General features: G+C 56.7%; 14 protein-coding genes. 12 read left to right on the forward strand and 2 right to left on the reverse strand.

The window, feature by feature from the left end; genetic code table 11:
• Positions 1-4: 4 nt before the first annotated feature.
• The gene (gene guaA, locus SIC19_RS18270; protein WP_036205338.1) at positions 5-1,582 is read left to right on the forward strand and encodes a glutamine-hydrolyzing GMP synthase; all 1,578 of its coding nucleotides are present in this window, start codon (positions 5-7) and stop codon (positions 1,580-1,582) included.
• A 21-nt stretch (positions 1,583-1,603) separates the two neighbouring features.
• Here guaA and SIC19_RS18275 read toward each other — a convergent pair whose 3' ends face one another.
• Complete coding sequence (locus tag SIC19_RS18275; protein ID WP_201296226.1) at positions 1,604-2,815, reverse strand: cytochrome C; 1,212 nt, start codon at positions 2,813-2,815, stop codon at positions 1,604-1,606.
• Between the two features lie 345 nt (positions 2,816-3,160).
• Here SIC19_RS18275 and tadA point away from each other — a divergent pair, with 345 nt between their 5' ends.
• Genes tadA through SIC19_RS18295 form a run of 4 tightly spaced genes read left to right on the forward strand, consistent with a single transcriptional unit; the run spans position 3,161 to position 6,493 of the window.
• The gene (tadA, locus tag SIC19_RS18280) at positions 3,161-3,661 is read left to right on the forward strand and encodes a tRNA adenosine(34) deaminase TadA (RefSeq protein ID WP_075196209.1); all 501 of its coding nucleotides are present in this window, start codon (positions 3,161-3,163) and stop codon (positions 3,659-3,661) included.
• Positions 3,662-3,670: 9 nt separating this feature from the next.
• On the forward strand, positions 3,671-4,654 hold the full coding sequence (gene galE / locus SIC19_RS18285) for a UDP-glucose 4-epimerase GalE (protein ID WP_127401494.1): 984 nt from the start codon (positions 3,671-3,673) through the stop codon (positions 4,652-4,654).
• Positions 4,655-4,707: 53 nt separating this feature from the next.
• Complete coding sequence (locus SIC19_RS18290; protein ID WP_036205341.1) at positions 4,708-6,051, forward strand: UDP-glucose dehydrogenase family protein; 1,344 nt, start codon at positions 4,708-4,710, stop codon at positions 6,049-6,051.
• 1 nt (position 6,052) lies between these two features.
• The gene (locus SIC19_RS18295) at positions 6,053-6,493 is read left to right on the forward strand and encodes an HIT domain-containing protein (RefSeq protein ID WP_041334301.1); all 441 of its coding nucleotides are present in this window, start codon (positions 6,053-6,055) and stop codon (positions 6,491-6,493) included.
• Between the two features lie 27 nt (positions 6,494-6,520).
• On the opposite strand, the gene fabR is transcribed toward SIC19_RS18295, so the two are convergent.
• On the reverse strand, positions 6,521-7,138 hold the full coding sequence (fabR, locus tag SIC19_RS18300; RefSeq protein WP_075196207.1) for an HTH-type transcriptional repressor FabR: 618 nt from the start codon (positions 7,136-7,138) through the stop codon (positions 6,521-6,523).
• Positions 7,139-7,320: 182 nt separating this feature from the next.
• On the opposite strand from fabR, the gene aspS reads away from it, so the two are divergent.
• The 7 genes from aspS (at position 7,321) to tolQ (ending at position 13,455) form a co-directional block, all read left to right on the forward strand.
• Positions 7,321-9,126 carry an aspartate--tRNA ligase gene (gene aspS, locus SIC19_RS18305; protein ID WP_127401492.1) on the forward strand — a complete coding sequence of 602 codons (1,806 nt, stop codon included), beginning with the start codon at positions 7,321-7,323 and terminating at the stop codon, positions 9,124-9,126.
• 51 nt (positions 9,127-9,177) lie between these two features.
• Entirely contained in the window at positions 9,178-9,927 is a 750-nt protein-coding gene (locus SIC19_RS18310) for a YebC/PmpR family DNA-binding transcriptional regulator (RefSeq protein WP_075196206.1), read from the forward strand.
• Positions 9,928-9,936: 9 nt separating this feature from the next.
• Positions 9,937-10,467: a crossover junction endodeoxyribonuclease RuvC gene (gene ruvC, locus SIC19_RS18315; protein WP_075196205.1), complete on the forward strand. Its 531-nt coding sequence runs from the start codon at positions 9,937-9,939 to the stop codon at positions 10,465-10,467.
• Between the two features lie 31 nt (positions 10,468-10,498).
• Positions 10,499-11,131 carry a Holliday junction branch migration protein RuvA gene (gene ruvA / locus SIC19_RS18320; protein ID WP_127401490.1) on the forward strand — a complete coding sequence of 211 codons (633 nt, stop codon included), beginning with the start codon at positions 10,499-10,501 and terminating at the stop codon, positions 11,129-11,131.
• Positions 11,132-11,286: 155 nt separating this feature from the next.
• Positions 11,287-12,315: a Holliday junction branch migration DNA helicase RuvB gene (gene ruvB, locus SIC19_RS18325; RefSeq protein ID WP_036205355.1), complete on the forward strand. Its 1,029-nt coding sequence runs from the start codon at positions 11,287-11,289 to the stop codon at positions 12,313-12,315.
• On the forward strand, positions 12,308-12,751 hold the full coding sequence (gene ybgC, locus SIC19_RS18330; protein ID WP_041334308.1) for a tol-pal system-associated acyl-CoA thioesterase: 444 nt from the start codon (positions 12,308-12,310) through the stop codon (positions 12,749-12,751). The genes ruvB and ybgC overlap by 8 nt, the downstream gene beginning before the upstream one ends.
• Positions 12,752-12,828: 77 nt before the next feature.
• Positions 12,829-13,455: a protein TolQ gene (tolQ, locus tag SIC19_RS18335; protein ID WP_244264392.1), complete on the forward strand. Its 627-nt coding sequence runs from the start codon at positions 12,829-12,831 to the stop codon at positions 13,453-13,455.
• Positions 13,456-13,464 lie beyond the last annotated feature (9 nt).

Below are 13,464 nucleotides of genomic sequence, written 5' to 3' on the forward strand. Positions count from 1 at the left end.
TTTCATGGCCCATAACATCCACGACCACCGTATTCTGATTCTCGATTTCGGTTCCCAGTACACCCAGCTCATCGCGCGCCGCGTTCGGGAAATTGGGGTCTATTGTGAGATCAAGGCCTTTGATATTACCGATGAGGAACTGAAAGAGTTCAATCCCAAAGGTATCATTCTCGCGGGCGGCCCCGAGTCCGTGACTCAACTGGGTGGCCCTCGTGCGCCGGAAGGCCTGTTCGAAAAAGGGATTCCGGTTCTGGGCATTTGTTATGGCATGCAGACCATGGCCGAGCAGCTGGGCGGTCGTGTTGCCAGTTCCGAGAAGCGGGAATTTGGCTATGCCCAGGTCAAAGTGCGGGCCAAGGGGCCTTTGCTGAAAGATATTACAGACCATCTCACGGCAACCGGCGAATCTTTGCTGGATGTGTGGATGAGCCATGGCGACAAGGTTGTGGTGATGCCGGAGGGCTTCGAACTGCTGGCATCAACGGAGAGTGCGCCGATTTCGGCCATGCAGGATACGTCGCGTAACCTCTACGGCGTCCAGTTCCACCCGGAAGTGACCCATACCCTGCAGGGCAAGCGCATCCTGGAGCACTTCATTCTCAACATCTGCCAGTGCGAGGCTCTGTGGACGCCAGCCAAGATTGTTGACGATGCGGTGGAACAGATCCGTAACCAGGTGGGCAGTGGCAAGGTGCTTCTGGGTCTGTCTGGTGGTGTGGATTCTTCCGTTACCGCTGCACTGCTTCACAAAGCCATCGGCGACCAGTTGACCTGTGTGTTCGTGGACAACGGCCTGTTACGCCTGAACGAAGGCGATCAGGTGATGGATATGTTCGCCAGCAACATGGGTGTGAAGGTTATTCGCGTTGATGCCGAAGACCTGTTCCTGTCCAAGCTCAAGGGTGTTGATGATCCTGAGCAGAAGCGCAAGATTATTGGCAACACCTTCATTGATGTGTTCGACGAAGAAGCCGCCAACATCCGCGATGTGAACTGGCTGGCCCAAGGCACCATCTACCCGGATGTCATTGAATCCGCAGCCTCCAAGACCGGTAAAGCCCATGTTATTAAATCCCACCATAATGTGGGTGGTCTGCCGGAAACCATGAAAATGAAGCTGGTGGAGCCGCTGCGGGAACTGTTCAAGGACGAGGTTCGCCGTATTGGCCTGGAGCTTGGACTGCCTTACGACATGGTGTATCGCCACCCATTCCCCGGGCCCGGCCTGGGCGTGCGGATTCTGGGTGAAGTGAAGAAGGAATACGCCGAAATCCTCCGTCGGGCTGATGCTATTTTCCTGGAAGAGTTGCACCGTGCTGACTTTTACCACAAAACCAGCCAGGCATTTGCGGTCTTCCTGCCCGTCAAATCGGTTGGAGTGGTAGGTGATGCCCGACGCTATGAATACGTGGTGGCATTGCGCGCAGTGGAAACCATCGATTTCATGACCGCCCGTTGGGCACACCTGCCGTACGATCTGCTGGAAACGGTATCCAATCGCATCATCAATGAAATTGAAGGTGTCTCCCGGGTAACCTACGACGTTTCCTCCAAGCCGCCGGCAACCATCGAGTGGGAGTGACCGGTATGCTGGTCGGGTTGGTCAGTTAATTCTGACCAACCCGACCTGATTGGTGCTGCTTTGATGGATTAGCAGGTTTTCTTCTTCAGTCACCCAAACATTGCGAATGATCCCAACTCCCGAGGGAATGGCCCAGCTTTGAAAGGTCTCGGCTTTCGGGTCGAATCTGACGATTGCATCAGGTCGCATGCCCGATTCGTTGTACCAGATAATGTCGTCGATGACGGCCAATGCGTAAGGATGAGAGTCCGTGCCGCTGGGGGAATCCCATTCGGTGATTGCGCCGGTATCCGGGTTCAGTCGGCCGATTTTTCCCCTCGTTGAATTGACGTACCAAACGTTGCCTTGGCTATCCAGGTCAAGTCGACGTACTCGGGTTCGTTTATCCGGCAGGTTGTAATAACGAACCTCCATAGTGTTCGGGTTCATGGCGCCAATCTTGTTCGTGCCATTGTAGGCAATCCAAACGGTGCCGTTGGAATCTACCTTGATTCCATAGGGCCTGGCTTCAGTGTTAACTTCCTTCAATACACCGGTTTCAGGATCCAGTCGGCCCAGCATGGCCGCGTGCTGAGCCGTGAAATACAGGTTGCCGTTGGGATGAAACACGGCAGAGTGAGGGTCTTTGGCCTGCGTTTCATATTCAGTGATATTGCCGGTGTCCGGATTCAGCTTCCCGATAGTGGCGTTGCTGTTTCCGGTGTACCAGATGTTGCCATCCTCATCAGGGACAATGGAGTGTGGCCGGGCTGATGGCGGTAAATTGTATTCTTTCATTTCGCCAGTATTCGGGTTCAGTTTTCCAACCAGGCTCGCCCACATACCTGTCCACCAGATAGAGCCGTCTGGTGCTTCAATCGGGTCCCGAGTGCGTTGCCCAAGGGTAGGTGTTGTCCATTCAGTAATCTCAATGTCGACATTTCCCGGAACCAGAGTTGGTCGCCTGCCGGGGTCTTCCGGAAAGTGTTGGGCCAGATAATTGGCGACCCTGGTGGCCTGCTCATCTTGCAGGTCAATCATGGTGGAGAAAACCCGTCGCCACTCTTCAGGTGAGCTGTAACCAGCTGAGCGTTTGATGGTGGAGACGCCATGGCAGGCTGTGCAGGCGTTCTCGACCAATGCTTTGCCGGCACCTTCGGGTAGTGAAGATTGCGAATTGTTTTGCGCAAGGGAGGCTTGCGTGGTGCCGAGTAGAACGACGACTGCAGCTGTCAGGGATGCAGGTAGGCTCATGAGAACGACTCCTGTCATTCGGGAAGACCTTTATTGTAATCGTACGTCACGATGCTGTGGACATTGTGAGGTAATGAAAGTTCCGGGTTGGCGTGCTTTTACTCTAAACTGAATGCCAGGCAATGATGAAATCTGCTGAATAGACGCGAATTCAGGTATTCGCGCACTCGTTTCCAACTTTGGTAATATGTCGCCTGGTTGATGATGGTACAAATTATGCCGCCTCAGATATTGTTGCTGCACCCTTTAATCATCCCTCAATAAATCTTTTGTTTTAATAGGTTGCATACCCCGTTTTGTCGAGCGCTGACGTGACGAACAGAGGGGTGTGACCGGGCAGGCATTATGGCTGGCACTGATGATGATTATTCCTGGATGAAGCGTGCGCTGCAGCTGGCCCGTCAGGCCGGAGCCGCTGGTGAGGTGCCAGTTGGTGCAGTGGTCGTGCTGGATGGACGGGAAATCGGAGCTGGCTATAATGCACCGATCAGTGGATGCGACCCCACCGCTCATGCTGAAATACGCGCCCTGCGGGACGCGGCAAGACGTGCGGGCAATTACCGGTTGCCGGGTGCCACGCTTTACGTCACCCTTGAGCCGTGCACTATGTGTGTGGGCGCCATTGTGCACAGCCGCATCAGTCGTTTGGTGTACGGTGCGGCGGAACCGAAGGCGGGTGCCGTGGTGTCGGCTCGGCAAACACTGAACGAGCCACATCTCAACTGGCGTGTTGAGTCTGTCGGAGGTGTTCTGGTGGATCAGTGCAGCCATGTTATCAGCGAATTCTTCACGCGTCGGCGGGCCGACATCCGCCGCCGGAGGCAACTGTTTTCAGGGAAGGAGTGACGATCGATCATGAAACTTCTGGTAACCGGCGGAGCCGGGTATATAGGTAGTCATGTCGTAAGGCAACTGGGCGAAGCCGGACACGACATTGTTGTTTTCGATAACCTGTCCACCGGATACCGTTGGGCGGTCACCTGTGGTGAGCTTGTGATCGGAGACCTCTCCGATGAACAGGCCATTGCGGACCTTTTCAGCCAGCACCGCTTTGAAGCCGTGCTGCATTTCGCCGCCAATATCGTGGTGCCGGAATCGGTCGAGAACCCCCTCAAGTACTACAGCAACAATACCCGTAACACGCTGAATTTGCTGAAGGCAGTAGAAGAACACCAGGTACCTTACATGGTGTTTTCGTCGACGGCTGCCGTTTATGGCATGCCAGAGGAAACCGTACTGACGGAAGATCTTCCGCTGGCGCCGATCAATCCCTATGGCGCCTCAAAGATGATGAGCGAGCGGATGATCATGGATCTGGCTGCCGCGTCATCCCTCAATTACGTGATCCTGCGTTACTTCAACGTAGCTGGGGCCAATCCGGACGGTTTGCTGGGTCAGGCAACGCCTGAAGCTACGCACCTGATCAAGGTTGCGTGTGAGTGTGTGACGGGCAAGCGCGATGGCATGAGCGTGTTTGGCACCGACTACGACACCCGTGACGGTACCTGCATCCGCGACTACATCCACGTGGAAGACCTGGCCAAGGCTCATGTGATGGCGTTGGAGTATATGGCCGGTGGAGGTGAGTCACGGGTGCTGAACTGTGGCTACGGGCGTGGGTTTACCGTCCGCGAAGTTATTGATGTGGTCAAGCGCCAGTCAGGCAACGACTTTCCGGTGCAGGAAACCGGCCGTCGGGCAGGGGACCCAGCCGCGCTGATGGCTGACAACTCGCGAATCAAAAAGGTACTGGGCTGGCAGCCGGATTACGACGACCTGGATACCATCGTCGGCACAGCCCTGGCCTGGGAGAGGATCTGGCAGGATAAGCAGGGCTGAGAGGCCGCACATCGAATACCAACCATAAATTGCAGACATCAGGGTTTTAAAGGATGAAAATTACTATTTTTGGCACAGGTTACGTTGGTCTTGTCACGGGTGCCTGTCTGGCCGATGTGGGTCATCACGTTCTGTGTATGGATGTGGATCAGGGCAAGATTGATAAGCTTAGGAACGGCCATATACCGATTTATGAGCCTGGCCTCGAGTCCATCGTAAAGCATACGGTTGAAGCAGGCCGCCTGGCGTTCACCACCGATACTCAAGAAGCCGTGGCCCATGGTTCTCTGCAGTTCATCGCAGTGGGTACACCGCCTGATGAAGACGGTTCCGCCGATCTGCAGTATGTGACCGCCGTGGCGCGCTCCATTGGCCAGTATATGGATGACTACAAGGTGGTGGTGGACAAGTCCACCGTGCCGGTTGGTACTGGCGACAGGGTTAAGGCTGCGGTGCGCTCCGAGCTGGACAAACGCGGGCTGGAGCTGGACTTCGATGTCGTGTCCAACCCTGAGTTTCTTAAGGAAGGCGCGGCCATCACCGATTTCATGAAGCCCGACCGCATCATCGTTGGCACCGACAGTGAGCGGGCCAAAGAGTTGCTGCATGAGGTCTACTACCCGTTCAATCGTAGCCACGACCGCATGATTTTCATGGACATCCGGTCTGCGGAACTGACCAAGTACGCAGCCAACTCCATGCTGGCCACCAAGATCAGTTTCATGAATGAAATAGCCAACCTGGCGGAGCGTTTGGGGGCCGATATAGAAAATGTGCGTCGTGGCATTGGTTCCGACCCCCGCATCGGCTACCACTTTATTTACCCCGGTTGCGGTTACGGCGGCTCCTGTTTCCCGAAAGATGTCCAGGCATTGACCCGCACAGCCAGGGATTGTGACTACGACTCCCGCCTGTTGAACGCCGTGGAAGCCGTGAACAATGCCCAGAAGCACGTGTTGTTCGACAAGATCAGTCATTACTTCGGTGGCAACCTGAAGGGCAAGGTCGTCGCGATCTGGGGGTTGGCATTCAAGCCCAACACCGACGATATGCGTGAAGCATCGTCCCGAGCCCTGATGCAGGACCTCTGGAAGGCCGGAGCGAGCGTGCAGGCCTTTGACCCGGAAGCCATGGAAGAGACCCAGCGTATCTTTGGCGATCAGCCAGGGTTAACCCTGTGCGGCACCAAGGAGCAGGCGCTGAAAGGGGCCGATGTGCTGGCCATCTGTACCGAGTGGAAGGAGTTCCGCTCTCCGGATTTCGAAGCCATAGCCGCAAACCTGAAGGAGCCTGTCGTGTTTGACGGGCGCAACCTGTACGAACCTGAAATGCTTGAGCGCCACGGTATGATCTACTACGCCATTGGCCGTGGCCGGAACCAGTTCCACGGAGGTTAATATGAGTGGGGCGGAGTCGCCGTTTGTTCTGCACGAGCGTCTGGAAGCTGACACAGTCAGCCTCGGACAGAGCAAGCTGTGTGAAATTCGGCTGATGAACGACAGCAACTGGCCCTGGATCCTTCTGGTACCAAGGGTTGGCAGTGTGCGGGAGATCTATCAGCTGGCTCCGGAGCAACAGCGGCAGCTGCTGGCGGAATCGTCCCTTCTTGGGGAGGGCATGATGGAATTGTTCGGTGGGGATAAGCTCAATGTTGCGGCGTTGGGTAACATGGTGCCGCAACTTCACCTTCATCATATCGTGCGTTTTGACGGCGACTCTGCCTGGCCGGGCCCGGTCTGGGGCAAACTTCCGCCGAAGCCCTACAGTGTCAGCGATCTGGCCAGAATAAGCGAACAACTGAAGCCGTTGCTGGGTCGGCTCTCGCAAATAGTGGCGTAGCAATCTCTTCCGGCAAAGCCGGGTAGCTTAGCGTTTGTGCCGGGCGATGGTGCGTGATCCAACGAGGATCATCCTGAGCTCGGTTTTCAGTTTGTCCTTCAAGGCTTCCTTTTCCGGTGGTGTTGCGTCAAGCGCCTCGGCGCCTTGGTTAAACACCAGTGTCACCATGGCGTCTGCCACCAGTTTGGAGTCGGATAGGGGGCGATTCTCTTCATCCGCGATGCGCGCCAGATCTGCAGCCAGTTCGGTCACAAAGTGGTCGATTTCAGCTTTGATGGCGGTGCGGAAGGGTTTTGATACCCCGGTGCTTTCCCTCAGCATCAGACGAAACAGATTGGAGTTGTTGCCAAGATACTCCATGAAGGTGTCCACCGAGGTGCTGATGGCGCTGCCGTTTCGTGCAATTCGCTTGCGTGCCTGGCGCATGAGTTGTCGCAGGGCGACACCGCCTTCGTCCACCAGGGCAAGCCCCAGCTCGTCGAGCTCGGAAAAGTGCCGGTAGAACGATGTCGGCGCAATGCCAGCTTCCCTTGCCACTTCCCGCAGGCTCAGGCTGCCAAAGCCCCGGTCCGCACTGAGCTGAGCAAGGGCGGCGTCCATCAGGGCACGGCGAGTGCGGAGTTTCTGTTCGGCTCGGGCTGACAAGGGCGGCTCCATAGGGCGGTAAATCGGCCCATTCTAGCGGCCAAATGTTTTACCGTCACCCACGGTGATGGAAGCCTGATTTTCCCGTTCATTGTGTTTATAATGGGCCGCTTTTGCAGTAGGGTCCGCCAGAACCATTTTTGCAAACTTTTACGCACACATCAGATACAACGGGAACCGGTATGCGCAGTCATTATTGCGGTGGAATCAACGAATCTCACATCGATCAGGAAGTTACTCTTTGCGGTTGGGTTCATCGTCGCCGCGATCACGGTGGGGTGATCTTTCTGGACCTTCGCGATCGGGACGGTATTTCCCAGGTCGTGTTCGATCCGGATACCCCAGAGAGCTTCAATCTGGCGGAGAAGGTCCGCAGTGAATTCGTTATTCAGGTGACCGGCCGTGTGCGCCGTCGTCCCGCTGGTACCGAAAACGCCAACATGCCGACGGGGCAGGTTGAGCTGCTGGGTAAGCAGTTATCCATCCTGAATGCCGCTGCAACGCCTCCGTTCCCGCTGGATGAGCATGTGGATGTCGGTGAAGACGTTCGCCTGAAGTATCGCTTTGTGGACCTGCGTCGCCCGGAAATGCTGAACCGACTGCGTTTCCGTTCCAGGGTGACCAGCTATATTCGCAACTTTCTGGATAGCAACGGCTTTATGGATGTGGAGACGCCTATCCTGACCCGCGCCACTCCGGAAGGCGCACGTGACTACCTGGTGCCAAGCCGCACCCATGAAGGCTCCTTCTTTGCACTTCCCCAGTCCCCGCAGCTTTTCAAGCAATTGCTGATGGTGTCCGGTGTGGATCGCTATTACCAGATCGCCAAGTGTTTCCGCGACGAAGACCTGCGTGCCGACCGTCAGCCGGAATTTACGCAGATTGACATCGAGGCCTCGTTCATCGATGAGGAGACCTTGATGACCCTGAACGAGAACATGATTCGTTCGCTGTTCAAGGATGTTCTGGAAGTGGATCTGCCTGAATTCCCGCGCATGCCGTACGCCGAGGCAATGCAGCGTTATGGCAGCGACAAGCCGGACCTGCGTATCCCGCTTGAGCTGGTTGACGTGGGTGATCTGGTTGCGGGCGTTGACTTCAAGGTGTTTGCCGGTCCGGCTAATGACCCCAAGGGCCGCGTAGCAGCACTACGTGTTCCGAAGGGCAGCGAGCTGACCCGAAAACAGATCGACGACTACACCAAGTACGTGGGTATTTACGGTGCCAAGGGGCTGGCCTACATCAAGGTCAATGATACGTCCAAGGGCGTTGAAGGCCTGCAGTCGCCGATCATCAAATTCCTGGGTGACGATGTTGCGCAGGCTGTCATCGAGCGCTCCGGTGCGGAAGATGGCGATATCGTGTTCTTCGGCGCCGATAAGATCAACGTGGTCAACGAAGCCTTGGGCGCGCTTCGCATCAAGGTCGGCCACGACCTGAACATGCTGACGTCCGAGTGGGCGCCGATGTGGGTGGTGGACTTCCCGATGTTCGAGGAAACATCTGACGGAAGCCTGACTGCGATTCACCATCCGTTCACGGCGCCATCCTGTTCTGGTGACGAGCTGGAAGCGTCACCGGCGACGGCATTGTCCCGCGCCTACGACATGGTGCTCAATGGCACCGAGCTCGGTGGCGGTTCCATCCGTATTCACGACGAAAAAATGCAGGAAAGCGTGTTCCGTACCCTGGGTATTGAGCACGAAGAAGCACGAGCCAAGTTCGGGTTCCTGCTGGATGCGCTGAAATACGGTTGCCCTCCCCATGGTGGCCTGGCGTTTGGTCTGGACCGGTTGATCATGCTGATGACAGGCGCCAGTTCTATCCGTGATGTGATTGCGTTCCCGAAAACCCAGAGCGCCACCTGTCTGATGACACAGGCTCCCGGAGAAGTGGACGACAAGCAGTTGCGTGAGCTTCATATCCGCCGCCGCAAGCCCGTGGCCAAGGCCGGCGAAAGTAAGGAAGACACCCAGGCAGGCGAGTAACGCAATGCCGGAGCACACCCTCGTGTGCTCCGCGACTGAACGGAGTTGATTATGGCTGGACACAGTAAATGGGCCAACATCAAGCACCGTAAAGCGGCTCAGGACGCCAAACGCGGTAAGATTTTCACCAAGATCATTCGCGAGTTGACGGTGGCGGCCCGTCAGGGCGGGGGAAACCCGGATGACAATCCGCGATTGCGGGGCGTCATCGACAAGGCCCTGACCGCCAACATGAAGAAGGACACCATCGAGCGCGCCGTTGAGCGGGGTGCCGGGGATGGTGACGACAGCAATTACGAGGAACTGACCTACGAAGGGTACGGTCCCGGTGGCGTTGCTATCTTTGTGGAAGTCATGACGGATAACCGCAACCGCACTGTGGCCGACATTCGTCACGCCCTGAACAAGATGGGCGGCAACCTCGGCACTGACGGTTCGGTAGCGTATCTGTTCAGTAAGCAGGGTATTATCAGCTACAGTCCGGAGATGGACGAAGACCGGCTGATGGAAGCGGCCCTGGTTGCCGGTGCCGAGGATCTGGCAACGCTCGGCGACGGCTCTTTCGAGATAGTCACCGTGCCAGATCAGTTCCTCGACGTTAAACAGTCCCTGGTGGAGTCCGGCCTGATACCCGATAACGCAGAAGTCACTATGGTGCCCTCAACCACTGTAGAGCTGGATGAGGAGGGCGCAGAGCCCATCCTCAAGCTGATCGATATGCTGGAAGACCTGGACGATGTGCAGAATGTCTATCACAACGCCGATATACCGGCGGACGTGATGGAGGCACTCCATCAATAAGGGCGCAACGTGTCGATAATCATGGGGGTGGACCCAGGGTCACGCATTACCGGTTACGGCATTGTCCGGGCCGAGGGCCGGGTGATCGAATATATTGACAGTGGATGCATCCGGGTCGGCGAGAAGCCCATGGCGGAGCGCCTGCAAACCATCTTCCATAGTCTGGCAACGCTCATTGGCGAATACCGCCCCGAAGAATTCGCCATCGAGCAGGTATTCATGGCCCGTAACCCGGATTCAGCGCTGAAGTTGGGGCAGGCCAGGGGAGCGGCGATTGTAGCGGCCGCCAACAGCGGTTTGCCGGTTCACGAGTATTCCGCCCGCCAGGTCAAGCAGGCGGTGGTGGGTAAAGGCGGCGCTGACAAGTCCCAGGTCCAGCATATGGTCCAGGTGTTGCTGGCGCTGTCCCGCAAGCCGCAGGCCGACGCCGCAGACGCCCTGGCGATTGCGCTGTGCCACGCCCACATGAGCCAGAGCGTTGCCCGGCTGGCGTCCGGAGGTGGCGGGAAAGTGCGAAGTGGCCGGGTCCGAAGACAATAACCAGACTCATTGAAGTCCAGGGAGAAACCCGTTGATTGGTCGTATCCGAGGCATCCTGATTGAAAAATCCCCCGCCCAGGCATTGGTGGAATGCGCCGGCCTGGGGTATGAAGTCGATATTCCCTACACCACCTTCTTTAACCTTCCTGAAACCGGCGACGAGCTGGTTCTTCACACCCACTTTGTTGTTCGCGAGGACGCCCAGAGCCTCTACGGCTTCTCTTCACGGCTGGATCGGGACCTGTTCCGGTTGCTGATCAAGGTTAATGGTGTTGGTCCCAAGCTTGCCGCGGGGATTCTGTCGGGGCTGGATGCGAATCAGTTTATCCGCTGCGTTGAGGCTCGCGATGCCAATGCCCTGGTTAAGCTTCCCGGTGTTGGCAAGAAAACCGCCGAACGCCTGCTTATTGAAATGACAGATCGTATAGGGCAACTTGAAGGGCAGTTCACGCCAGCGTCGCCAAATGCGACGGTTATCTCCGGCTCAGCCAACGCGGGCATTGCCGCAGGTCATGACCCCAGGGAAGAGGCGGAAGCCGCACTGATTGCTCTGGGTTACAAGCCACAGGAGGCGTCCAAGGCGATCAGCAAGGTTGCGGAGGAGGGCATGTCGAGCCAGGAATTGATTCGGTTGGCGCTACGGGCAATGATTCCTGCCAGCTAATGGGCTGATTAAAAGAGTGTCATTAATCGCATCCTGGCCCCATATGTGTAGAGAGCGTAACGTGACAGCAAAAGCGCCGTTTGTACAATTGGGGCATAATGAACCCGATACGAGTGTACAGGCATGTTGTTGATTTCCTCTGAGCGGGTAGTTCAATGATTGAATCGGATCGCCTGATTACAGCCCAGGCCGGACAATACGAGGAAGTGCAGGATCGAGCGATCCGTCCCGGTGTGCTTGCGGACTATGTGGGTCAGCCGGCTGTGCGGGAGCAGATGGAAATCTTCATTTCCGCCGCGCGAGGTCGCCAGGAGGCATTGGATCATGTGCTGATCTTTGGTCCGCCGGGGCTAGGCAAGACCACGCTCGCCAACATCATTGCCAATGAAATGGGTGTGTCCATTAAGACCACATCCGGCCCGGTGTTGGAAAAAGCCGGTGATCTGGCCGCCATGCTGACCAACCTCGAAGAGGGTGATGTCCTCTTCATTGATGAAATTCATCGTCTCAGCGCCGCCGTGGAAGAAGTGCTCTACCCGGCGATGGAAGACTACCAACTGGATATCATGATTGGAGAGGGCCCGGCGGCCCGCTCCATCAAACTGGACCTGCCCCCCTTTACCCTGGTGGGTGCCACGACACGCGCCGGGCTTCTGACGTCGCCGCTGCGGGATCGTTTCGGCATCGTCCAGCGCCTTGAGTTCTATAACACCAAGGATCTGACGGATATTATTCTCCGTTCCGCGCGATTGTCATCGGTCGCTATCGACAACGGCGGTGCTTACGAAATTGCCCGTCGTTCCCGGGGAACACCCCGTATTGCCAATCGCCTGCTACGCAGAGTGCGTGACTTTGCTGAGGTAAAAGCGGATGGCAGCATTAGTGAGTCCATTGCGGACCAGGCACTGAACATGCTGAAAGTGGACGCCCAGGGGTTTGATCACATGGACCGGCGCCTGCTTTTGGCGATGATTGAAAAGTTTGATGGTGGCCCGGTCGGTGTCGAAAGTCTGGCAGCGGCGATCAGTGAAGAACGAGGCACTATCGAAGACGTTCTTGAGCCGTTCCTGATTCAGCAGGGTTTCATGGTACGTACGCCCCGTGGGCGTATGGTGACGTCCAATGCCTACCAGCATTTTGGTGTCGTGCCATCCGGTCCGGAACGGGAGGACCTGTTTGACTGAGCGTTATGATTCATCGGTCGGGTTGGCGGTTCGCGTGTACATCGAGGATACCGACGCCGGCGGTATCGTATACCACGCGAAGTACCTGCACTATATGGAGCGTGCCCGTACGGAGTGGGTTCGTCACAAGGGTGTCGGGCTTCGCGCCGGCCTGGCGGATAACATCAGTTACGTTGTCCAGCGCCTGTCGATTCACTACGGTGCTCCGGCCAGGCTCGACGATGAGTTGCGAGTGACCGCGGAGCCAGTGGCGTTTGGCCGTGTATGGATGGATTTTCGTCAACGGGTTGTTCGCCGCTCCGATGACAAGGTACTGGCCTCGGCGGATGTGCGTGTGGCCTGTATCGCACTGGATTCCGGCCGGCCAAGACGCCTTCCGGTAAACATGCTGGAGTTGCTGGAAAGCAGCCTGAAAACCAATTCACAAGTGGAATAATCCAGGAGTAAAAGGTGGAGTCAGAAGTTTCTGTTTGGTATCTCATCGCCAACGCCGGCGTGCTGGTTCAGCTGGTTATGCTGTTGCTTGCCCTGGCGTCCATTATCTCCTGGGCACTGATCTTCCAGCGCCTGAAGGTGTTCCGCAAGGCCAAGCAGGCCCAGTATGCGTTCGAGGAACGGTTCTGGTCCGGAATGGACCTGGGTCAGCTCTACCGGGAAGTGAACAGTAATCCGACGCCGTTCTCCGGTATGGAATCGTTATTCCGCGCCGGTTTCAAGGAATTTTCCCGTCTGCGCCAGCAAAGCCGGGATGCCGATGCCGTCATGGAAGGCACCCAGCGTGCGATGCGAGTGGCGTTTTCCCGTGAGCAGGAGCGGTTGGAGATGCACTTGCCGTTTCTTGCAACCGTCGGCTCCACCAGCCCCTATGTCGGTCTGTTTGGCACGGTCTGGGGCATCATGAATTCATTTCGGGGACTGGCTCAGGTTCAGCAGGCGACCCTCGCCACGGTAGCCCCCGGTATTTCCGAGGCATTGATAGCAACGGCAATGGGCCTGTTTGCGGCCATCCCCGCCGTGATTGCCTATAACCGTTTCTCCGCTATTTCCGATGCGCTGCTGAAGAACTATGAAACCTTTGCCGATGAGTTTTCGAGCATCCTCCATCGCCGTGTGCATAACAGCGAGCAGTCAGCCGCATGAGGAAGGCAG

It is taken from the genome of Marinobacter sp. MIT930201, assembly GCF_047122665.1.
GTDB classification, from domain to species: domain Bacteria; phylum Pseudomonadota; class Gammaproteobacteria; order Pseudomonadales; family Oleiphilaceae; genus Marinobacter; species Marinobacter salarius.